At 64.0% G+C, this 19,687-nt stretch carries 22 protein-coding genes and 1 tRNA gene; 14 read left to right on the top strand and 9 right to left on the bottom strand.

Annotated features, from left to right (window positions below; translation table 11 throughout):
• Positions 1-110 precede the first annotated feature (110 nt).
• Positions 111-1,280 carry an MFS transporter gene (locus QA645_RS36635; RefSeq protein WP_254195552.1) on the bottom strand — a complete coding sequence of 390 codons (1,170 nt, stop codon included), beginning with the start codon at positions 1,278-1,280 and terminating at the stop codon, positions 111-113.
• Positions 1,281-1,393: 113 nt separating this feature from the next.
• Here QA645_RS36635 and QA645_RS36630 point away from each other — a divergent pair, with 113 nt between their 5' ends.
• The gene (locus tag QA645_RS36630) at positions 1,394-1,765 is read left to right on the top strand and encodes a helix-turn-helix transcriptional regulator (protein WP_283046031.1); all 372 of its coding nucleotides are present in this window, start codon (positions 1,394-1,396) and stop codon (positions 1,763-1,765) included.
• Positions 1,766-1,881: 116 nt separating this feature from the next.
• Here the strand turns inward: QA645_RS36630 and QA645_RS36625 are convergent.
• A tRNA-Ala gene (locus QA645_RS36625) sits at positions 1,882-1,957 on the bottom strand.
• 54 nt (positions 1,958-2,011) lie between these two features.
• A complete protein-coding gene (locus tag QA645_RS36620) occupies positions 2,012-2,713 on the bottom strand; it encodes a methyltransferase domain-containing protein (RefSeq protein ID WP_283046030.1) in 702 nt (233 codons plus the stop codon).
• 104 nt (positions 2,714-2,817) lie between these two features.
• On the opposite strand from QA645_RS36620, the gene QA645_RS36615 reads away from it, so the two are divergent.
• Positions 2,818-3,342: a DNA starvation/stationary phase protection protein gene (locus QA645_RS36615; RefSeq protein ID WP_254134295.1), complete on the top strand. Its 525-nt coding sequence runs from the start codon at positions 2,818-2,820 to the stop codon at positions 3,340-3,342.
• Positions 3,343-3,460: 118 nt separating this feature from the next.
• Here QA645_RS36615 and QA645_RS36610 read toward each other — a convergent pair whose 3' ends face one another.
• Together QA645_RS36610 and carA are read right to left on the bottom strand one after the other, a co-directional pair.
• Positions 3,461-3,982 carry a cupin domain-containing protein gene (locus QA645_RS36610; RefSeq protein ID WP_283046029.1) on the bottom strand — a complete coding sequence of 174 codons (522 nt, stop codon included), beginning with the start codon at positions 3,980-3,982 and terminating at the stop codon, positions 3,461-3,463.
• A gap of 127 nt (positions 3,983-4,109) precedes the next feature.
• A complete protein-coding gene (gene carA, locus QA645_RS36605; RefSeq protein ID WP_254195547.1) occupies positions 4,110-5,300 on the bottom strand; it encodes a glutamine-hydrolyzing carbamoyl-phosphate synthase small subunit in 1,191 nt (396 codons plus the stop codon).
• A 146-nt stretch (positions 5,301-5,446) separates the two neighbouring features.
• On the opposite strand from carA, the gene QA645_RS36600 reads away from it, so the two are divergent.
• The 7 genes from QA645_RS36600 to QA645_RS36570 all read left to right on the top strand — a co-directional run bounded on the left by QA645_RS36600 (position 5,447) and on the right by QA645_RS36570 (position 11,044).
• Positions 5,447-6,175, top strand: coding sequence for an alpha/beta hydrolase (locus QA645_RS36600; RefSeq protein WP_283046028.1), 729 nt, complete (start codon positions 5,447-5,449; stop codon positions 6,173-6,175).
• 33 nt (positions 6,176-6,208) lie between these two features.
• On the top strand, positions 6,209-6,664 hold the full coding sequence (locus QA645_RS36595) for a GatB/YqeY domain-containing protein (protein WP_283046027.1): 456 nt from the start codon (positions 6,209-6,211) through the stop codon (positions 6,662-6,664).
• 250 nt (positions 6,665-6,914) lie between these two features.
• Positions 6,915-8,054, top strand: coding sequence for an epoxide hydrolase family protein (locus QA645_RS36590; RefSeq protein WP_283046026.1), 1,140 nt, complete (start codon positions 6,915-6,917; stop codon positions 8,052-8,054).
• A gap of 10 nt (positions 8,055-8,064) precedes the next feature.
• A complete protein-coding gene (locus QA645_RS36585; protein WP_283046025.1) occupies positions 8,065-9,675 on the top strand; it encodes an acyl-CoA synthetase in 1,611 nt (536 codons plus the stop codon).
• 9 nt (positions 9,676-9,684) lie between these two features.
• A complete protein-coding gene (locus tag QA645_RS36580; RefSeq protein ID WP_254195543.1) occupies positions 9,685-10,152 on the top strand; it encodes a MarR family transcriptional regulator in 468 nt (155 codons plus the stop codon).
• A gap of 80 nt (positions 10,153-10,232) precedes the next feature.
• On the top strand, positions 10,233-10,601 hold the full coding sequence (locus tag QA645_RS36575; RefSeq protein WP_283046024.1) for a nuclear transport factor 2 family protein: 369 nt from the start codon (positions 10,233-10,235) through the stop codon (positions 10,599-10,601).
• 2 nt (positions 10,602-10,603) lie between these two features.
• Positions 10,604-11,044 (top strand): hypothetical protein, encoded by a 441-nt coding sequence (locus QA645_RS36570; RefSeq protein ID WP_254134286.1) that lies wholly within the window; start codon positions 10,604-10,606, stop codon positions 11,042-11,044.
• Here the strand turns inward: QA645_RS36570 and QA645_RS36565 are convergent.
• Positions 11,041-13,269, bottom strand: coding sequence for an ATP-binding protein (locus QA645_RS36565; RefSeq protein WP_283046023.1), 2,229 nt, complete (start codon positions 13,267-13,269; stop codon positions 11,041-11,043). The two genes, QA645_RS36570 and QA645_RS36565, sit on opposite strands and share 4 nt — an antisense overlap.
• Before the next feature lie 241 nt (positions 13,270-13,510).
• Here QA645_RS36565 and QA645_RS36560 point away from each other — a divergent pair, with 241 nt between their 5' ends.
• Positions 13,511-14,284 carry a DUF2189 domain-containing protein gene (locus tag QA645_RS36560; protein WP_283046022.1) on the top strand — a complete coding sequence of 258 codons (774 nt, stop codon included), beginning with the start codon at positions 13,511-13,513 and terminating at the stop codon, positions 14,282-14,284.
• 274 nt (positions 14,285-14,558) lie between these two features.
• Complete coding sequence (locus QA645_RS36555) at positions 14,559-15,500, top strand: IS110 family transposase (RefSeq protein WP_283046021.1); 942 nt, start codon at positions 14,559-14,561, stop codon at positions 15,498-15,500.
• Positions 15,501-15,540: 40 nt separating this feature from the next.
• Here the strand turns inward: QA645_RS36555 and QA645_RS36550 are convergent, their stop codons facing one another.
• From QA645_RS36550 to QA645_RS36540, 3 genes are read right to left on the bottom strand one after another with little or no spacing between them, the layout of a single operon-like run.
• Positions 15,541-16,053: an SRPBCC family protein gene (locus tag QA645_RS36550; RefSeq protein ID WP_283046020.1), complete on the bottom strand. Its 513-nt coding sequence runs from the start codon at positions 16,051-16,053 to the stop codon at positions 15,541-15,543.
• On the bottom strand, positions 16,050-16,520 hold the full coding sequence (locus QA645_RS36545) for an SRPBCC family protein (protein WP_283046019.1): 471 nt from the start codon (positions 16,518-16,520) through the stop codon (positions 16,050-16,052). The genes QA645_RS36550 and QA645_RS36545 overlap by 4 nt, the downstream gene beginning before the upstream one ends.
• A complete protein-coding gene (locus QA645_RS36540) occupies positions 16,513-16,827 on the bottom strand; it encodes a helix-turn-helix domain-containing protein (protein WP_283046018.1) in 315 nt (104 codons plus the stop codon). Before QA645_RS36540 ends, QA645_RS36545 begins: the two co-directional genes overlap by 8 nt.
• Before the next feature lie 116 nt (positions 16,828-16,943).
• Between QA645_RS36540 and QA645_RS36535 the strand changes: the two genes are divergently transcribed.
• The 3 genes from QA645_RS36535 to QA645_RS36525 are packed head-to-tail and all read left to right on the top strand — an operon-like array spanning position 16,944 to position 19,604.
• Entirely contained in the window at positions 16,944-18,389 is a 1,446-nt protein-coding gene (locus tag QA645_RS36535) for a hypothetical protein (protein ID WP_283046017.1), read from the top strand.
• A gap of 2 nt (positions 18,390-18,391) precedes the next feature.
• Positions 18,392-18,937: a hypothetical protein gene (locus QA645_RS36530; RefSeq protein WP_283046016.1), complete on the top strand. Its 546-nt coding sequence runs from the start codon at positions 18,392-18,394 to the stop codon at positions 18,935-18,937.
• Between the two features lie 49 nt (positions 18,938-18,986).
• Positions 18,987-19,604: a LysE family translocator gene (locus QA645_RS36525; RefSeq protein WP_254135539.1), complete on the top strand. Its 618-nt coding sequence runs from the start codon at positions 18,987-18,989 to the stop codon at positions 19,602-19,604.
• Positions 19,605-19,687 lie beyond the last annotated feature (83 nt).

Genomic DNA, 19,687 nt, shown 5'->3' with positions numbered 1-19,687 from the left:
AAGGGCGCGCTTGCTGCGCGTCCCCTGTGGCCGAGAGCGCGTTGGTCTCCCTCGCGCGCGGGTGGGTCTTAGACCAGTTTTCGGGGCGGCGAAACCCCGAAAAACGCCCATCAACCGGCAATTTTGACGGGTTTCGGCCGCGCCTGCCAGCCGCGGGCGAGATGCACCAGAAGCGAGGCCGCAACGCTCGTTCCACCGATCCAGCCGAGGTCGTTTGGCGAGAGGGTGGCCAGCACCGCCCCGCCCAGGGCGCCACCGATGGCGAAGCCGAGATACATGGCGGAGGCGTTGAGCGAGAGCGCGATCATCGAGGCCTGCGGCTCGATCCGGATAATGCTGGCGATCTGGGCCGGATAGAACGCCCAGCCCGAAAGGCCCCAGAGGAAGATCGCCCCAAGCACCGCGTAATGCGCCTGTCCGGGCAGGAGCTTCAGGACCAGCGAATGCAGGATCAGCGCGCTCGCCATGCCGGCGAGCCCGAGCGCCGCGGTGGCCATCGTGCCGAGTCGGTCGGCCAGGACGCCGCCAAGCATGTTGCCGATCGCGGCTGCGCCGCCGAACACCAGCAGGGCAAGGCTGATCTGCGAAGCGTCGAAGCCGAGGCCGCGCAGCGGGACCGCGAAATAGGTGAACACGGTGAAGCCGCCCAGCGCCCATAAAATCGTGATCAGAAGCGCGATCACGACATTGCTGTGACGCGCGACCGCAAGCCTTTCGCTGAGCGAGGCCGTGTTGCGCGGCAGCCCGCGAGGCAGGCCGAGCAGAAGGCCGGCGAGTGCAACGGCGCCGATCATTGCGACCATGGCGAAAGTCGCGCGCCAGCCGAACCAGCTGCCGACGAGATTGCCGAGGGGCACGCCGATGACGGTCGCGACGGTGAGGCCCGAGGTGACGAGCGCCACCGCGCGGCCGCGCCGTTCCGGCGAGGCGACCGCCACGGACACCGCCAGCGCCGTCGGCATACACAGCCCGGAACCCAGCGCCATCAGCATGCGCGAGGCCAGCAGTACGGCGTAATTGGAGGCGACCATTGCGGCGAGGTTTCCGGCGATGAAGGTCAAGAGCGCGAGCGCCAGCACGGTGCGGCGGTCGATATTGTTCAGCGTCACCGCCAGGATCGGCGAGCCCACGGCGTAGGTGAGGGCGTAGGCGGTGACCAATTGGCCGGCGGCCGAGACCGAAATCGAGAGGTCGCTGGCGATCGACGGCAAAAGCCCAGCAATCACAAAGCCTTCGGTGCCAATCGCAAAGGCCCCCAGGGCCAGCCAGAATACGCTCATTGCTAGTAGTCCCTATGTTCAATGTTTATTGAACTATCGAAGATGGCGATTCAGGAGTCAATTGGTTCAAGAACTATTGAACATTGTGATCGCATCGCTATGATTCAGGGATCATGAGCCGCACGCCTCCCCATCCCACGCGCGAACAGATCGAGCTGCCCCTGATTCTGGATTGTCTGAGCGATCCGATCCGGTTGGCGATCGTGTATCAGCTCGCCCAGCAGGAACGTGTCAGCAGCGAGCTTTGCTGCGGCGACTTCAACGGCCTCTCCGGCAAGTCGAACCTCACCTATCACTTCGCAAAGCTGCGCGATTGCGGGCTGATGCAGACGCGAATCGCGGGCACCAACCGCTTCATGCGGCTCCGTCGCGAGGATCTCGAGGCACGCTTTCCCGGCCTGCTTGACGCCGTGCTCAAGTCAGCGGCGAAGGATGCGGACAGGCTTCAGCTGAGTGCGACGTGCGAAGTCGTGAAGGTGGATTGAAGTCTTTGGGCGGACAGTCCGTCTTCGCCGTCGCTTCGCTCCGGCTACGCCGGACACGCTTCGCCCCTGCGGGCCTTGCGTGGCTGCGCCACGCGTAGCCCCGCAGGGGCGAAGCGTGGAGACCCGGCCTGGATTTGAACCAGGATGAAGAGCAATGCACTGCTCTCGCGTAGACGCTTCCGCCACCGGGCCGCGGCGATCATGTCCGATCGAGCTGCGACAAGCCACCTCAGCCAAGTGTTATGCTTAACGCACCAAAGGCGGCCGCGCGATGAAAGTCATGCGCCAGCGATTGTGGCCGATATTGGTGTTGGCGCGCTGACCTGCGAAGCCCGCTGCCTTCAGCTTGGCCGCGATCTCGTCCTCGCTGTAGCGCTTGAGCCCGATGCGCGTGCGCAGATGACGGTAATCTGACAGCGCGGTGCTGACGAGCCCGATCAGTGCGTCCTTCAGGAAGCCGTGGCGCAGGCCGAAGGAGAGCAGCGCCGTGACGTCGCGGCCCATGCCGACATGGGGCTGCAGGATATCGCCGAGCACCAGCTTGCCGGACGGCTTCAGGATGCGCCTGACATTGATGAGTGCGGCATCGAACTCCTCCGCCGTCATGTATTGCGCGACCGAGTTCATCACGACGAGATCGATCGACTGATCCTGCATCTTGCGGACGTCGTCGAGTGACCGAACACGGATTTTTGTATTCGGCGCAAACCGCGCGATCAGCCGGCCGCGCACGCCGGGCGCGGGTTCGGCCAGGATCAGCTGGCCGCAGGCCGCCGCCACCTGGCTCGCCGACAGCGCCTCGCCGCAGGCATAATCCAGCACGGTCGCGTCGGGCGAGGTGATGTAGCCGATGATGTCCCGCGCGATGATCTGGAAGTGCAAATCGCGATGCAGCTTGCTGACATAGATCGTATGCGTCGAGTCGTAATAATCGATCCAATCGTCCATGGTATCCCGCCCGGCGGTTCCTATCTAGGAACCGCGCTGCCCGCCTTGCGTTAGGGGTGCGACGGCGCGCCGTCAATGTCCGCGTCCTAACAGGAAGGTTTCCCGTGAGCAAAGCCCCCAGCAAGGTCTCGCCCGACCTCGACACCCCCACCGATCTGCAGCCCCAGGCGGTCAACAAGGTCTCGGAGGCGCTCAACGTGCTTCTGGCCGATGCGTTCGCGCTGTACCTGAAGACCAAGAATTTCCACTGGCATATCAGCGGCCGGCATTTCCGCGATTATCACCTGCTGCTCGACGAGCAGTCGGACCAGATTTTTGCCACCACCGACCAGCTCGCCGAGCGCGTCCGCAAGATCGGCGGCACCACGGTGAAGTCGATCGGCCAGATCGCAAAGCTCCAGACCATCAAGGACAACAACGAGGACTACGTCCCGCCGCGCGAAATGCTGCGCGAGCTGATGCAGGACAACAAGCATGTCGCGGCCGCAATGCGCAAAGCGCACGAGGTCTGCGACGACGCCGGCGACGTCGCCAGCGCCAGCATCCTCGAAAACTTCATCGACGAGACCGAGCGCCGGACCTGGTTCCTGTTCGAAGCCACCCGCCAGGAAGGCGGCAACGAGGCTTAAGCCGAACCTCCGCAGGGTGGGCAAAGCGAAGCGTGCCCACGTCTCGTATCAATCATTGAGAGATCGTGGGCACGGCGCAAATGCGCCTTTGCCCACCCTGCGGCACCGTCGCCGGTAACTACCGCCACAGCCGCATCAACGCGCCGTGCTTGCCCGTGACCGGATCGGCTGGCGGCCGTGCGACGTTCGGAATCGTCTTCAACGCCTTGGCGTGGTTCTCCGGCGTGGCCCGCGTGACCTCCATCCGCGAGCCCGGCGGATAGGCGCCGATCACGCAGAAATCGTCGCTCGCATTGATGCGCTGATGTCCCGTGCCGGCCGGCAGGATCGCGATATCGCCGGCCTTGATGTCCAGCTCCTGGCCGTGATCGCCGCCGAAACGAACGCGGGCATGGCCGCGCGCGACGCCGAGCACCTCATGCACCGTCGCGTGGTAGTGCAGGTAATCGTAGACGCCGTTGCGCCAGGTGCCGCCCCAATTGTTGGTTTCGAACAGGTTTTCGATGGTCTCCTCAGGGCGCTTCGGATCGAGCGTCACCGCGCCCTGGTAAACCAGGAAGGGGAGGATGTTGTTCGGCACCAGCCCGTCATCCCTGAAGACGATGGCGAGCGGCTCGGCATAGTCGCGGACGACGGACATGGCAGGGCTCCTGCGTGAGCGTAGCAGGTTCAACGAGAGAAATTCGGTGGTGTTCCCGGTTCTCGGAACAGCAAAAAGGCCCGGGACGAACCCGGGCCTGATGTCACGAAGCAATGTCGAGCGCGCCTTACGCGCTCTTCTTCTGCCGCATCAGATCGGCAAAGCGCTGGAACAGATAGTGCGAGTCGCGCGGACCCGGCGACGCCTCGGGATGGTACTGCACCGAGAACACCGGCCTGCCGTCGAGCTGGATGCCGCAATTGGAGCCGTCGAACAGCGAGATGTGGGTCTGCGTCGCGCCCTTCGGCAGCGTGTTCTCGTCCACCGCAAAACCGTGGTTCATCGAGGTGATCTCGACCTTGCCGGTGGTCTCGTCCTTCACGGGATGATTGGCCCCGTGATGGCCCTGATGCATCTTCTTGGTCTTCGCGCCGACGGCGAGGCCGAGCATCTGGTGACCGAGACAAATTCCGAAGGTCGGCGTCCCCGACTTGATCACGTCCTGGATCACGGGCACCGCGTATTTCCCGGTCGCGGCCGGATCTCCCGGGCCGTTCGACAGAAACACGCCGTCCGGCTTCATCGCCAGAATGTCTTCGGACGAGGTCGTTGCCGGCACCACCGTCACCTTGCAGCCGACGCCGGCGAGCAGGCGCAGGATGTTGCGCTTGATGCCGTAGTCGATGGCGACGACGTTGAATTCAGGGTTGTCCTGCCGGCCAAAACCCTTGTCCCACAGCCACGGCGTCTCGTCCCAGGTGAAACGCTGGCCCGAGGTGACCATCGGCACGAGGTCCATGCCCTCGAGGCCGGGCCATTCGCGCGCTTCTTCCTTCAGCCCATGCAGATCGAACTCGCCGTCCTTGGCGTGTGCGATCACGGCGTTGGGCATGCCCTTCGAACGGATCAGCGCGGTCAGCGCGCGGGTGTCGATGCCGGAGAGGCCGATGATGCCACGCGCCTTCAGCCACTGGTCGAGGTGCTTGGTGGCGCGGTAATTCGAGGGATCGGTGATCGCGGTGCGCAGGATCACGCCACGCGCGCCGGGCGTCGCGGCCATGTTCACCGTCTCGATGTCTTCGTCGTTGGTGCCGACGTTGCCGATATGCGGGAAGGTGAAGGTGATGAGCTGCCCGGCATAGGAGGGATCGGTGAGGATCTCTTCATAGCCGGTCATCGCGGTGTTGAAGCAGACTTCACCGACGGCCTGGCCTTCGGCGCCGAGACCAAAGCCTTCGAGCACCGTGCCATCGGCGAGCACGAGGAGCGCGGTCGGTTTATGGTCCGGCCAAGCGTTATCGTTTTCATGTTGTGTCATGAGCCCGCTTCATAAGCCCCCGAAGCGCGCCCGTCAAAGCGGGAAACGGCGGATTCACATGCGTTTTTGCATATTTGACAGGTCTCCTCAGGCACTTAAGCTTGGCGGAATAATTTCCGGCAAATTCCTGGGCTTGCGAGGCAATAATGGACCAGACCACCCCGCTTCTACTGGTTCCGGGGCTGGCTTCCTCGGCCCGCATCTATGCGCCCGTGATCCCCGCGCTCTGGCGCTTTGGCCCCGTGATGGTTGCCAACCATATCCGCGACGACAGCATGGCTGCGATCGCCGCTCGCGTGCTGAGCGAGGCCCCGCCGCGCTTCGCGCTCGCGGGCCATTCGATGGGCGGTTACATCGCGCTGGAGATCATGCGCCAGGCCCCCGAGCGGGTGGCGAAGCTCGCCCTGATCAACACCCAGGCGCGGCCTGATACGCCGGAGGCGACCGCGCGCCGTCTTGGCCTGATGGAGCGCGCCAAGCGCGGCGAGTTGCGCGCCGCGCGCGAGGAGATGTTTCCGGAATTGGTGCATCCTTCGCGCCGTGACGATCTCAGCCTACGTCAACTCGTGCATGAGCAGGGCGACGACGTCGGCGTCGAAGGCTATCTGCGGCAACAGAGCGCGATCATCGCGCGGGTGGATTCATGCCCCACATTGGCGGCGATCAAATGCCCGACGCTGGTGCTGACGGGCGATCAGGACAACACCATTCCCAACGCCTTCTCGAAGGAGATGGCGGAGGGCATTGTCGGCGCGAAGCTCGTCGTTCTGGCCAATTGCGGACATCTGCCGCAGCCGGAGCAGCCCGAGGCGACCACGCGGGCGCTGGCCGAATGGCTGGGAACTCCGGTTGTGTCAGGGGCGCGAACGGCCTAGATCAGGCGTCGGATACTCGAAGGGATCACCATCATGCTGCGCGACGACATCAACAATGCGGTCAAGGAGGCCATGAAGGCCAAGGACGAGCGCAAGCTGTCCACGCTGCGCATGGTCAATTCGACCATCAAGAATGCCGATATCGAAGCGCGCGGCAACGGCAAGCCGCCGCTGTCGGACGCCGATCTGCTCGGCGTCTTCCAGAAGATGATCAAGCAGCGCCAGGAGTCGGTCGAGCTCTACGACAAGGGCGGCCGTGCCGAGCTCGCAGCCCAGGAGCGCGAAGAGATCGCGGTCATCTCGGCGTACTTGCCGAAGCAGATGTCGGACGACGAGGTGAAGAAGGCGATCGCGGACGCCATCAGCGAAACCGGTGCCGCCGGCATGAAGGACATGGGCAAGGTGATCGCCGCGTTGCGGGCAAAGTACGCCGGCCAGATGGACTTTGGCAAGGCATCTGGTCTCGTGAAGTCGGCACTGTCGGGCTAGCCTCTTACCCTCCCCTGGAGGGGTCCGAGACGAGCGGAACTCGCTCGTGGGTCGAATGCGCGAAGCGCGAGCGGGGTGGGGTGATCTCTCCACTCGGGTACCGCTCGTGTGGAAAGATCACCCCACCTCGGTTCGCATTGCGCTTCGCTCCATGCGAACCGATCCTCCCCCTCCAGGGGAGGATGGGCACCTTTGTTGTTGTGGCGATCCGGTCTACTCTCTCCCGACAGAAACAATCGGGAGGCAACCGATGACCGGCGCCATCAAACCGTTTCGCATCGCGATCAGCGACGACATTCTCGCCGACCTCAAATCACGTCTCGCCCGTACGCGCTGGCCGGAAGCGGAACTGGTTGATGATTGGAGCCAGGGCTCGCCGCTGAAATGGATCCGGGAGATCTGCGCCTATTGGGCGGATGGCTACGACTGGCGGGCGCGCGAAGCAAAACTCAATCGCTTCGACCAGTTCACCACCGAGATCGACGGGCTAGACATCCACTTCCTGCATGTCCGCTCGAAAGAGCCGGCCGCGCTGCCGCTGATCATCACCCATGGCTGGCCCGGCTCGATCGTCGAATTCCAGAAGGTGATCGCGCCGCTCACCGATCCCGCCGCGCATGGCGGCAATCCCGCGGACGCCTTCCATGTGATCTGCCCCTCGCTGCCGGGCTTCGGCTTCTCGGCCAAACCCAAAACCACCGGCTGGGGCGTCGACCGCATCGCGGCGACCTGGGCGAAGCTGATGGACCGGTTGGGTTACGCGCGTTACGGCGCGCAAGGCGGCGACTGGGGCTCGGCGGTGACGACCTCGCTCGGTGGGCAGGACCCGGAGCATTGCGCCGGCATCCACATCACGCTCGCGTTCAACGCCGCGCCGAAGGTTGAGGGGGAGCCGACGGTGGAAGAGAAGCGCGCGCTTGCGGGGCTCAAGCATTACGTCGATCTCGACTCCGGCTACTCCAAGCAGCAATCGACGCGGCCGCAGACGCTGGGCTACGGCTTGACGGATTCGCCGAGTGGGCAGGCGGCCTGGATCCTGGAGAAATTCTGGGCCTGGACCGATTGCGACGGCCACCCCGAAAACATCTTTGACAAGGACGAGCTGCTCGACAACGTCATGCTCTACTGGACGACGGAGACGGCGACCTCCTCGGCGCGGCTCTATTGGGAGAGCTTCGGCAAGCGCCGGACGACGCCGGCCGTGAAGGTGCCGACCGGTGTTGCGGTGTTCCCCAAGGAGATCATCACGCCGGTGCGGCGCTGGATGGAGCCGAATTTTTCCAACATCACCCACTGGAGCGAGATGGAGAAGGGCGGGCATTTCGCCGCATTCGAGCAGCCGGAGCTGTTCGTGCGCGATGTCCGCAAGTTCTTCGCGACCGTGCGGTAGGATCAAGCCCATGCTCACGGAAGCCGCAACCTACGACGAACTCATCCGCAACTTCCGCTGGGACATCCCGGCGCGCTTCAACATGGCGGAGGCGTGCTGCGATCGTCATGCCGACGGCACCGGTCGTCTCGCGCTGGTCTATGTCGATGAGAGCGGCGCCACCACACGCACCTCCTTCGATGAGATCGCGGAGATGTCGCGCCGTTTCGCCAATGTGCTGACGGCGGACGGGCTCACGCGCGGCGACCGCGTTGCGGTGTTCCTGTCGCAATCGCTGGAGCTGCCGATCGTGCATATGGCGGCGTTCCGCGCCGGCCTGATCTCGATTCCGCTCTTCGCGCTGTTCGGTGAGGACGCGCTGGAATTCCGCCTGGCGAATTCGCAAGCGAAGGCGATCATCACGGATGAGGCGGGCTGGGAGAAGCTCACGAAGATCCGCGATCGGCTGCCTTATCTGCAGGACATCTATGTCACGAGCGGTGCCGTCCACGCCGGCGCCAAGCCATTCTGGTCGGCGATCGAAACCGCGTCCGAGGACTTCGCGACCGTCGACACCTCCCCCGACGATCCCGCACTGATCATCTACACCTCGGGCACGACAGGCAATCCGAAGGGCGCGTTGCATGCGCATCGCGTCGTGCTCGGCCATCTCCCCAATGTCGAGATGTGCCACAACTTCCTGCCGCGGCCCGGCGACCTCATGTGGACGCCGGCGGACTGGGCCTGGATCGGCGGTCTCGTCAACGGCCTGTTCGCGTTCTGGTATCACGGCATCCCGCTGGTCGGCCATCGGGCGCGAAAATTCGAGCCGCAGGCGGCGATGCAGATGATGGCCGATCTCGGCGTGCGCAACGTCTTCCTGCCGCCGACCGCGCTGAAGCTGATGCGGCAGGCCGGCGTGAAACATGCGGGCGTCAAGCTGCGCAGCATTTTTACCGGCGGCGAATCGCTCGGCGGTGAGTTGCTCGGCTGGGTGCGCGAGACCTTTGGCATCGACGCCCATGAAGTGTTCGGCCAGACCGAGTGCAATCTGGTGATCGGCAGCAATGCGAACCTGTTTCCGATCCGCCCGGGCTCGATGGGCAAGGCGACGCCGGGTTTTGATGTCCGTATCGTCAATGACAAGGGCGAGGAGCAGCCACACGGGCAGCGCGGCATCATCGGCGTGCGCCAGCCATGCCCCGTGACCATGCTCGAATACTGGCGCAATCCCGAGGCGACGGCGAAGAAATATGCCGGCGAGTTTCTGCTCACCGGCGATCTCGGCGTGCAGGACGAAGACGGTTATTTCTGGTATGTCAGCCGCGAGGACGACGTCATCACCACCGCCGGCTACCGCGTCGGCCCGTCCGAAATCGAGCACACGCTGATGAAGCATCCGTCGGTGGCGATGGCTGCCGTGGTCGGCATTCCCGATCCGATCCGGACGGAATCGATCAAGGCCTGGATCGTGCTGCGCCCGGGTTTTGCGGCGGGCGATACGCTCGCGCGCGAGATCCAGGAATTCGTGAAAGTGCAGCTTGCGGCGCATGAATATCCGCGCTTCGTCGAATTCGCCGAGACCTTGCCGATGACGGCGACCGGCAAGGTGCTGCGGCGTGAGCTGCGGGCGAGGGGGTAGCTTCCAGGAATGCCAAAGACGTCTCAAGCCGCGGGGCTGCACCGCGCCTCCCTTACCAAGCTGCACGATCTCGATGCGGCGCTGGAGCTGATGTATTACGGCTGGCGCGGGATGACGCTCGAGGCCGACGACTATCTCGCCAAGCAGGGCCTGTCGCGCTCGCACCATCGCATCCTCTACGTGGTGGCGCGTCAACCCGACATCGCCATCGGATCGCTGATCGAAATCCTCGGCATTTCCAAGCAGGCCCTGAACCGGCCGCTCAATCTGTTGCTGGAGCGCAAGCTTGTGACATCGCAGCGGTCGCCCGAGCAGCATCGCTCGAAGCTCTTGCGGCTGACCGAAGCCGGGAAACGCATTGAGCAAACCGCGTCCGGCCACGAACGCAAGGTGATGCGCGAGGCGTTCGATCGGGTCGGGACGCGAGGCGCGGCGGCATGGATGGCGGTCATGGAGACGATCGCCGACAACAACTGACAGGCCGTCAAGTCAATATAGTTGACATGAGCCGCGAGCTTTGCCACTTTCCCGGCAACGAACCGGGGGAGGGCCGCGTCATGGGCGCACAGACAATGGATCGTGCCGCCGCCGAAGGCTTTGTCGCGGCGTGGTGCGCAAACTGGTGCAAGGTCGATATCGACGCCGTCGTCGCGCATTTCGCCGACGATGCGGAGATGCGCAGTCCTCTGGCGCTGTCGCTGACCGGTTCGCCAATTGTCACGGGTGCCGAGAGTATCCGCGCCTATTGGCGTGAGGCCTATGGTCACATCCAAAGCGCGGACCTGAAGATCTTGAGCTGGAGCTGGGACGAGGGGATCAAGCGCCTGACGGTGTGGTGGCAGCTCGGCGATGTCAGAGCCAGCGAGTTCATGGATTTCGACGATGCGGGTCGCGTGATGCGCAGCGAAGCCTTCTACGGAAAATGATCATGCACCTCTCGGATTTTGTCCTGCTCCTCAATGCGCTCTGGTTCGGTGGCGCCTTCATCCAGTTCAGCATCGCGCAAGCCAACACGCTGAAGATCCTCCTGCCGCGCGAGGAGCGCAGCAATCCCATCGCGCCGACCTTGGCGGCCAGCGTGGCGTTTCTCGGCGGGATCAATCTGCCGATCGGCCTACTCTCGCTCTATCTGCTGGCCGCGCGCCCACTCTTCTTCCAGCCGGTCGAGGCGCAGCTGGCGCTGTTCCTGTTCTTTGCGGCCTGCCACTTCAGCCAATTCGCCTATAACCTTCCGGTGCTGATGCGCGGCGGCCGCGTCGGCGTGGCTTACTGGCCCGTGCTGAAAGGCCCGATGCTCAGGATCTTCGTCATCGATGCGGCGCTGTTCGCGGCCAATCTCGGCGTGGCGGTGCTGCTGGTGTCCCGCTAGCGCGTCGGCGCCGACAGGGCGGACCGCAGCATCGCGGCAAGATCCTGCCGCTTGAACGGCTTGGTCAGAATGCGGGCGTCGACCCCGTCGGGCGTCTTGACCGGATTTTGGCTATAGCCGGAGGTGAAGAGCACCTTGAGATCGGGCCTCAACGCGGTTGCCTGCCGCGCAAGCTCCGGTCCGAACATGCCACCAGGCATCACGACGTCGGTGAACAGCAGATGGATATCGCCGGGCTGGCGCAGCACGTCCAGCGCCGCCGGCCCGTTCGACGTCGCGATGACGCGATAGCCGAGCGTCCTCAGTTCGCTCTCGACATAGGCCCGCACCATGTCGTCGTCCTCGACCACGAGAACGGTCTCGCTTCCGTCGGGGGCGATGATCTGTTCTGCGGGAGCCGGGTCCTCGTTCGACACGGAGGCGATACGGGGGAAGAACAGCCTCACGACGCTGCCTTGCCCCGGCTCGGACTGCAACTGTACGAGTCCGCCGGACTGCTGCGCAAACCCGTAGACCATGCTCAGGCCGAGGCCGGTGCCCTTGCCGACCTCCTTGGTGGTGAAAAACGGCTCGAACGCGCGGCTGGCGACGTCGGCTTCCATACCGCTGCCGGTATCGGTCACGGCCACCATGACGTAGTCGCCGGGGCGCGGCTCGCCGTTGACGTCGAGGTCGGATGGGCCGAGCGAGTTGTTGCGTACCTCGACCGTCAATCTGCCGCCGTCGGGCATCGCATCGCGCGCGTTGAGCACGAGGTTGAGCAGGGCGGTTGCCAACTGGCCGGGATCGACACTGGTCAGCCATAGATCCGTTCCAAACGCGAAGCTGCACTCGATGTGCTCGCCGAGCGACCGGCGCAACAGCTGCTCCATGCCGACGACTTTCTCGGCAATGTCGATCTCTCTTGGCCGGAGCGGCTGCTTGCGCGCGAAGGCGAGCAGGCTGCGTGTCAGGTCGGAGCCGCGCTCGGCGGCGGTCGCGATATCGCCGGCGATCCGCTGCAATTCCTTGTTGCCCGCCAGCCGGTCGGCCAGATGCTCGGAGTTGCCGAGAATGACGGTGAGGAGATTGTTGAAATCGTGCGCCACGCCGCCGGTGAGCTGGCCCATGGCCTCCATTTTCTGGGACTGGCTGAGCTTGTGGCTGAGGTCAGCGATGGCCGCGCGTTGCTGCTCCAGCGACTCGGCGGTGCCGTTGAGCAGGGCCATCAATCCACCCAGCTCGCCGCTCGGATGCGGCGGCGGAATGCGCGCGCTGAGATCGCCAAGCCCGAGCCGCTTTGCCATTGCGGCGAGCCGTCCGACCTGGCGCCCGACGCCGACGGTCGCAAGGATCCAGATGCCGGCGAGCAGCAACAGCGAGGCCACCGCGAGGATCGCCATGTCTTCGTAGAGCCGGCGGTTCGCTGCCGCGACCAGTCCGTCCTTGGAGCGTCCGACCATGACATAGAGGCCGGCCTTGCGGATCGACGGCGAGCGCGCGACGGCCCAGACTTGCGTGCGGCCCTCGCGATCGGTCACCTCGCGGGACGCCTGGCCATCGGGTGTTACAGCGAAGCGGAACAAGTCGGAACCGGCGATTGAAGCGCCGACGGGCTCGCTCCAGTCACCTCCCCTCGGTGCGACCAGCACCGTGCCCTTGCTGTCGACGAACAGGATCTCCTTTTCGGCGAGCAAACGCTTGTCGTGAAATTCCGCGAATTTGTTCAGGTTGAACGAAGCGAGCAGCACGAATTTCAGCACGCCGGCATCGGATCGCACGGGGTAGGCGATCTGGAGCACCGATAGCCCGGTCAGGCGGCCGAACACCGGCTCGACCGCGACGACACCCTGCGAGACCTTCGCTTGCCTGAAATAGGCGCGATCGTTCAGATCGAGCGTACGGTTGGTCCGGAGCGAGTCGCAGAACAGACTGCCATCGGGATCGATGGTCAAAATGCCGGTGAACTGCGGGTACTCTTCGCGCACATCGGACAGGAACGCAGAGCATGCCGCCTTGTCGCGCGTGTCGAGGTCGCGGGCACGGGCGAGGCCGTAATGAAGCTGGGCGGTGCCCTGAATCTTCTCTTCCAGATCGCTTGCAATATCGTCGGCGGACGCGGCCAGATTGGCCAGGGCCGCGTTGATCTCGCTGGTGCGATTCTGCACGAAGCGCAAGCCAACGAGGCATGCCGGCACCAGCATGGCCGCGATGACGAGGATCAGTAACCGGGTACGCAGGCTCATCGGTGGGGGCGGGTCCGCTCTTCGCGCGTATTTGTTTGGAGGTACAATCTGCGGCACGATCGTCTGCGCAGTCCATAGCCATCGGCTGGAAAATCGTACCGATGGTCAAGATTTCGCTGCGCGTGCATTGCGGCGTCGCCACAATCATCCCGTTATCGGGCGTCAAGTTGCGTGTGTACGCAGCGGCGCTAATATCGCGGTTTGAGCGCGACGGAAGATTGCGCTTTTGCGGAGGGAGCTGATGTCCATCTCGGGCAAGGTCGATCCGGTGGTGCGTCCCGTCGCGGCGACCGACATCGCCGAGGCGCTGGTCGAGGGCCTGCGCGATTTCCAGGCGCTGCCGCTTTACGGACTTTGCTTCGGCGCGCTTTATGCTGCCGGCGGCATCTCCATCATGCTCTGCCTCACCGCCTTCGGCATGATCTATCTGGTTTATCCCCTGGCCGCCGGCTTTGCGCTGATCGGGCCATTCGTGGCAATCGCGCTCTATGAGGTGAGCCGCCGCCGCGAGCGCGGCGAGCCGATCTCTTTCGGAGCGATCTGGTCGGCGATACGCTCGCGCAGCGAGATCGGCTGGATGGCCTTCGTCACGCTGTTCGTGTTCGTGATCTGGATGTACCAGGTCCGGCTTCTGATCGCGCTGCTGCTCGGCCTGCACGCCTCGTTCTCGAGCTTGCAGGAATTCATGACGGTGGTGCTGACCACGAACGAGGGCCTGCTGTTCCTCGCGATCGGCAACGCGGTGGGGGCGGCGCTGTCGCTGATTCTGTTTTCGCTGACTGTGGTGTCATTTCCGCTGCTGCTCGATCGCGAGGTCGATTTCGTCACGGCCATGGTGACGAGTGTGCGCGCGGTGGTGACCAGCCCGCTGCCGATGATCGGCTGGGCGGCGGTGATCGTGATGCTGTTGATCGTCTCGGCGCTGCCGTATTTTCTCGGGTTGGTGGTGACGCTGCCCGTGCTCGGGCATGCGACGTGGCATCTTTATCGGCGGCTGGTGGTGCCGGTGCCGTAACCTCGGTGTCGTCCCGGCGAAGGCCGGGACCCATACCGCGGGATCTATCGATTGCGAACGGTCGGAGTACCGAACGACGAGTGTCCGCTAAACTCAATCTTGTGGTTATGGGTCCCTGTGTCTTTGAAGTCTGTCAGGATGGGTTGGGCGGGAAGCCGTTGGGTCCTTGGCGCTTGACGCCGTGAGCCGGCTCGGCCTCCCGCCCGTTCCATTACCAACCTGAACAGTTGCACGAGGCTGCGGCAACAGACCTCGCATCACAGGGACAGGCACCGTGATCATACCTCTTCGTTACGTCGGAATCGACGTCTCCAAAAAGCATCTCGATATCTTTGATGAAGCTGACGGTGTGCCCAGGCGTATCGCCAACGCGGCACAGGCCATCACACAGCAGGTGGCGCGTTGGCGATGCGATGCGCTGATCGTCTTCGAGGCCACGGGTACCTATGACCTTGCGCTTCGCGAGGCCCTGGGCCAGGCCGGTGTCCGCTTCGCCCGGATCAATCCGGCTCGAGCTCGCGATTTTGCGCGGGCCAGCGGCCAACTTGCCAAAACCGACCCGATCGATGCACGGATGCTGGCGGCTTTTGGCCGGGTCATGCAGCCGGCAACCGAGCAGGCCGCCAATCCCGCCCGCAACGCCTTGTCGAGGCTTGCAAAACGGCGGGATCAGCTGGTTCTCATGCGCGCGCAGGAGAAGAACCGGCGCAGCGAGGCTGACGACCGCGCCATGGCCGAACGGATCAGCCGCCTTATCGAGGTTCTCGACGGCGAAGTTGCCGAGATCGAAGCCGACATCAAGGCGCTGACCAAGGCCGAGCCGGAGATCGCGGACGATGCAAAGTTGATCCGCTCGCTTCCGGGTGTGGGTCCCGTGGCTTGCATGCAGTTCATCTCGAAGATGCCGGAACTCGGACGTGTTGGTGCAAAACAGATCGCGGCACTCGCGGGCCTTGCCCCCTTCAACGTCGACAGCGGCGTCTTCCGTGGCAAACGCAAGATCGCCGGCGGTCGAAAGCGCGTTCGTGACGCCCTCTACATGGCTGCCCTCAACGCGGTTCGCCGGGCCGATCCGTTCAAGGCCTTCTACGCACGACTGCGACAGGCCGGCAAACCAGCCAAGCTCGCTCTCATTGCCGTCGCCAGGAAGCTCCTAACCGTCCTCAACGCCATGATGCGCGACAGGAAGCCCTACCTTCAGACCGGGCCGACATAACAGTTGCCGGCCTTCGCCGGGACGACAGCGGAAGTTGGTGCTACGGTGTCTTGATCCCCATCGCCTTCAGCGCATCCAGCATCCGCTGTGGCGGGCCCATCTTGACCACCAGCGGCTTGCCGGTCTCGAGCAGGCTCTTGAGGCTGGACAGGATCGCGGGCCAGCCCGAGCGACCGCCGGCGAGAATATCATCGCTGAGCGGGCGATCGTGGCCTTCGCTCATGGTGAGCCGCACCGCGTCGCCGGCCTGCTCGATCTCGTAGGTGACGAGAGTCGGTCCCAACTTCTCGATCAGCTCGGGCCAGTTGACGTTGAATGTCACGGCGAGCTTGCGGGGCGGATCGTAGGCGAGCACCTCGCCGCTGATATGCAGCGCGCCGTCAGGCGTGCGTACGATGAATGTGCCGCCGAGCCGCGGCTCGACCTCCACGGCATTGCCGAAGAAGTATTGCTTGCTGAACTCGGCCGAGGTCAGCGCTTCCCACACCTTTTCCGGCGTCGCTGCGATGTAGATGGTGTAGACCGTCAGCGGCTTGAATTGATCGAGATTCATTTTGCGTCGAACCCCTTGTTGAGCGCCGCGCGCGGAATGCCGAGCAGTTTGCCGGTCTCGAGCAGGCTCTTGAGCTGGGACAGGATCGCCGGCCAGCCATTGGAGACAGCGCCGAGATATTTTCCACCCTCGACGAAACCGTCATGCAGCACGGTCAAACGCACGAGCGAGCCAAATGGTTCGAGCGTGAACACGACGCGCGAGATCGGCTCGTCGCGAAGTTCCTCGTATTTCAGGTGCTTGAAGCTGTAGGAGAGGCGGCGCGGCGGATCGGCCTCGAGGATTTCGCCGGAATCGGTGACCTCGCCGTCCAGCGTCAACGCGAAGGGTGAGCCGACCGTCCAGTCGGAGCGAACCTCGGCGCCGAACCAGTATTGCCGCGTGAACGCGCTCGACGTCAGCGCCTCCCACAGCTTTTCCGGCGTGGTCTCGATGTAGGTGACATAGACGAATTGCGGCTTACTCATCACGCTTCTCCAACTGGCGTTTCAACTCGCTGAGTGCGGCGAGCCTGCCGCGCTCGAATTTCCTGATCCAGCGCTCGCCGATCTGATGGATCGGCAAAGGATTGAGATAATGCAACTTCTCGCGGCCATGCTTGATGGTCGTGACCAGATTGGCCTCTTCCAGGATGACCAGGTGTTTTGTCACCGCCTGGCGCGTCATCTCCAGGCCTTCGCAAAGCTCGTTCAAGGTCTGGCCGTTCCTGGCGTGAAGCCTGTCCAGCAGCGACCGTCGCGACGCATCGGCGAGCGCTTTGAAGACCTCATCCATGGCGACGATAATAGGCAACCAAATGGTTGCATGTCAAGATGATGTCTTTGGCGCGCGCGAGCGGCTGTGCTAGCGTTGAATCTCAGCCAACGCAGATTGGTTCCGGGAGGACTTTGATGTTCCGTTGCGTCCTGACTGCTGCCGCCCTCGTCCTTTTCGCTGGCAGCAATTTTGTTCACGCCCAGAAGCAGACCATCGGTGCGCCGCCTGAGGCGTCCAACATGAAGCTGGTGGGCACCAACGATTTGCAGGCGCGCAGCGCCTATCAGCCGACCATCCATCACCAGGGCGACCGCTGGATCGCCTATATCGGCCACCACGGCGGCACCGATGACGTGCCGGCGCCCGTCAATCCGATGACGGGCCAGGCGGAGCCGAACGGGACCTCGATCGTCGACGTCACCGATCCCGCGCATCCCAAATATCTCAGGCATCTGCCGGGGCAGGAGGGCAAGTATGAATCCGGTGGCGCGCAGATGGTGCGCGTGTGCGACGGCAAGACCTTGCCGAAGGGTGATCCCAATGCGGTCTACATGCTGCGCACCTTTGGCAGTGAGGCGCATGAGATCTGGAATGTCGCCGATCCCGCCAATCCCGTGCTGATCACGCGCATCGGCGGACTGAAGGACACGCACAAGAACTGGTGGGAGTGCGACACCGGCATTGCCTATCTCGTCTCGGGCGCGCCGGACTGGCGCACGCGGCGCATGACACAGATCTACGATCTCTCCGATCCCGCCCATCCGCAGAAAATCCGCGACTTCGGCCTGCCCGGCCAGGAGCCCGGATCGACCGGCGCGGTGCCGACCGAACTGCACGGGCCGATCTCGACCGGGCCCAACGGCAACCGCGTCTATTTCGGTTACGGCACCAACAAGGGCGGCATTTTGCAGATCGTCGATCGCGAGAAGCTTCTGACCGGGCCGAAGGAGCCGACGCCGGACAATCTGCGCTTTCCCGAGATCTCGCGGATGCCGATGTCCGCGTTCAACGGCGCGCACACCACATTCCCCATGCTCGACATGCCCGTCGCCGAATTCGCCGAGGACAAGGACGGCAAGACCCGCGACATCGTCATGATCGTCGACGAGGCGATCCTGAACGAATGCGGCGAGGCGCGTCAGATGGTGTGGTTCGCCGACGTCACCACCGAAGCGCGGCCGATGATGATCTCGAGCTACACCGTGCCGGAGGCGGGCGGGCAGTTCTGCCAGCGCGGCGGCCGCTTCGGCTCGCATTCCTCGAACGAGAGCATGGCGCCGGTCTACTACAAGAAGATGGCCTTCATCGCCTTCTTCAATGCCGGGGTGCGCGCGCTCGACATTCGCGATCCCTATCATCCCAAGGAAGTCGGCTATTTCATCCCGGCGATCACGCAGGCGACTGACAAGCGCTGCATTCCCGTCGAAGGCGGCGAACGCTGCAAGGTCGCGATCCAGACCAACAATGTCGAGACCGACGACCGTGGCTACATCTACATCGTCGACCGCGCCAACACCGGCCTGCATATCCTGGAGCTGACCGGGCCGGCACGCGCCGTCGCCGGCCTGCCGAAGAACTGACGATGCGGCGCGCGGCGACGATCGCGCTCGTGCTTGCCGCGCTCGGCGTATCCGGCGTCGGGGCCTATCAGCTGGCGCCGTCGCCCGCGCCGGCATCAGCGCATTGGCGCGAACTCGCCTGGCCGTTCCCGCGCGACGGCTGGCCCGCGGGTCGCGCGTTTCGCTGCGAGGGCGGTGGCTGCGACGGCGCCGAGCTCTATATCCGCGCCAAGCGCGGCTTCTGCAATTGCGATCGCGGCGTCGCCGATGACGACGAGGTCGATCGCGTTGCCGATATCGATCTGATCACCCCACGCTTTACGGCGACCGCGCCGGGCGAGGCGGTGCGTGTCGGCGAGATGCACGGACGTGCGCGTCGCTATGATCTCGCGATCTCTGACGGTGCGAGCCACGCCGCGGTCGGCGTTGCGCTCTCGCGCCGCTGCGATCTCTTCGTCGCGGCGGCGCAGGGGCGGGGCGACGCCAGCGCGATGCAGCATGCCGCGCTCGCATTCCTGGAGACACCGCAGATGAAAACGTGGGTGACGGCGGCGCTGGACGGAAAGTAAGTGCCATGCATTAATACCCACAAACGCCCCAAGCCGAGTCCTCCCCATGATGTCCATGCAAGCCTATCTCGCCTTCGTCGCCGCCTGCATTGCGCTGGCGCTGCTGCCGGGACCGATCGTCACCCTCGTCATCGCCAATGGTCTGCGCTACGGCACGCGCTCGGCACTGACCAACATTCTCGGCGTGCAGATAGGGCTGTTGATCGTGATCGGCGTCCTTGCGATCGGCCTCACCACGCTGATGGCGACGATGGGCTATTGGTTCAACTGGGTTCGCTTTGCAGGTGCGGCCTATCTGGTCTGGCTCGGCATCAAGCTGATCCGCTCTCCGGTCGAGGGCGTCTCCGCTGACGAGCCGCCGCCGCCCCCTCGCGGAGGCTTTCTGTTGCAGGGCTTTGTGGTCGCGCTGTCGAACCCGAAGCTGCTGGTGTTCTTCGGCGCGTTCATTCCGCAGTTCATGGACATGAGCAAGGATCACCTGTCGCAGGTCCTGGTGCTCGGAATCACCTTCATGGTGCTTGCCGGCTTGACCGACGGAATCTACGCGCTGCTTGCCGGTCAGGTCCGCGGCTTTTTCTCGGCACGCCGCACCCGCATGGTGTCGCGCGTGTCGGGCGGCTTCATGATCGGCGGCGGCATCTGGCTGGCGCTGATCCGGGCCAAGTGAGCAAGACGTAAAGCAAGCGAGCCTGCCGGTTGAACCTTCGTCCGTGGCGGTGCGTCCAAGGAAGCATTGCCGCCGACGAAGGA

This window comes from Bradyrhizobium sp. CIAT3101 (assembly GCF_029714945.1).
In the GTDB taxonomy this organism is placed as follows: domain Bacteria; phylum Pseudomonadota; class Alphaproteobacteria; order Rhizobiales; family Xanthobacteraceae; genus Bradyrhizobium.
This window is presented reverse-complemented; position numbering and strand designations above follow the sequence as displayed.

Excerpts from the sequence above, each read along its gene's own strand:
- QA645_RS36635 (WP_254195552.1), bottom strand. The coding sequence starts at position 1,280 with ATGAGCGTATTCTGGCTGGCCCTGGGGGCCTTTGCGATTGGCACCGAA.
- QA645_RS36630 (WP_283046031.1), top strand. The coding sequence starts at position 1,394 with ATGAGCCGCACGCCTCCCCATCCCACGCGCGAACAGATCGAGCTGCCC.
- QA645_RS36620 (WP_283046030.1), bottom strand. The coding sequence starts at position 2,713 with ATGGACGATTGGATCGATTATTACGACTCGACGCATACGATCTATGTC.
- QA645_RS36610 (WP_283046029.1), bottom strand. The coding sequence starts at position 3,982 with ATGTCCGTCGTCCGCGACTATGCCGAGCCGCTCGCCATCGTCTTCAGG.
- carA (WP_254195547.1), bottom strand. The coding sequence starts at position 5,300 with ATGACACAACATGAAAACGATAACGCTTGGCCGGACCATAAACCGACC.
- QA645_RS36600 (WP_283046028.1), top strand. The coding sequence starts at position 5,447 with ATGGACCAGACCACCCCGCTTCTACTGGTTCCGGGGCTGGCTTCCTCG.
- QA645_RS36595 (WP_283046027.1), top strand. The coding sequence starts at position 6,209 with ATGCTGCGCGACGACATCAACAATGCGGTCAAGGAGGCCATGAAGGCC.
- QA645_RS36590 (WP_283046026.1), top strand. The coding sequence starts at position 6,915 with ATGACCGGCGCCATCAAACCGTTTCGCATCGCGATCAGCGACGACATT.
- QA645_RS36585 (WP_283046025.1), top strand. The coding sequence starts at position 8,065 with ATGCTCACGGAAGCCGCAACCTACGACGAACTCATCCGCAACTTCCGC.
- QA645_RS36580 (WP_254195543.1), top strand. The coding sequence starts at position 9,685 with ATGCCAAAGACGTCTCAAGCCGCGGGGCTGCACCGCGCCTCCCTTACC.
- QA645_RS36575 (WP_283046024.1), top strand. The coding sequence starts at position 10,233 with ATGGGCGCACAGACAATGGATCGTGCCGCCGCCGAAGGCTTTGTCGCG.
- QA645_RS36570 (WP_254134286.1), top strand. The coding sequence starts at position 10,604 with ATGCACCTCTCGGATTTTGTCCTGCTCCTCAATGCGCTCTGGTTCGGT.
- QA645_RS36565 (WP_283046023.1), bottom strand. The coding sequence starts at position 13,269 with ATGAGCCTGCGTACCCGGTTACTGATCCTCGTCATCGCGGCCATGCTG.
- QA645_RS36560 (WP_283046022.1), top strand. The coding sequence starts at position 13,511 with ATGTCCATCTCGGGCAAGGTCGATCCGGTGGTGCGTCCCGTCGCGGCG.
- QA645_RS36550 (WP_283046020.1), bottom strand. The coding sequence starts at position 16,053 with ATGAATCTCGATCAATTCAAGCCGCTGACGGTCTACACCATCTACATC.
- QA645_RS36545 (WP_283046019.1), bottom strand. The coding sequence starts at position 16,520 with ATGAGTAAGCCGCAATTCGTCTATGTCACCTACATCGAGACCACGCCG.
- QA645_RS36540 (WP_283046018.1), bottom strand. The coding sequence starts at position 16,827 with ATGGATGAGGTCTTCAAAGCGCTCGCCGATGCGTCGCGACGGTCGCTG.
- QA645_RS36535 (WP_283046017.1), top strand. The coding sequence starts at position 16,944 with ATGTTCCGTTGCGTCCTGACTGCTGCCGCCCTCGTCCTTTTCGCTGGC.
- QA645_RS36530 (WP_283046016.1), top strand. The coding sequence starts at position 18,392 with ATGCGGCGCGCGGCGACGATCGCGCTCGTGCTTGCCGCGCTCGGCGTA.
- QA645_RS36525 (WP_254135539.1), top strand. The coding sequence starts at position 18,987 with ATGTCCATGCAAGCCTATCTCGCCTTCGTCGCCGCCTGCATTGCGCTG.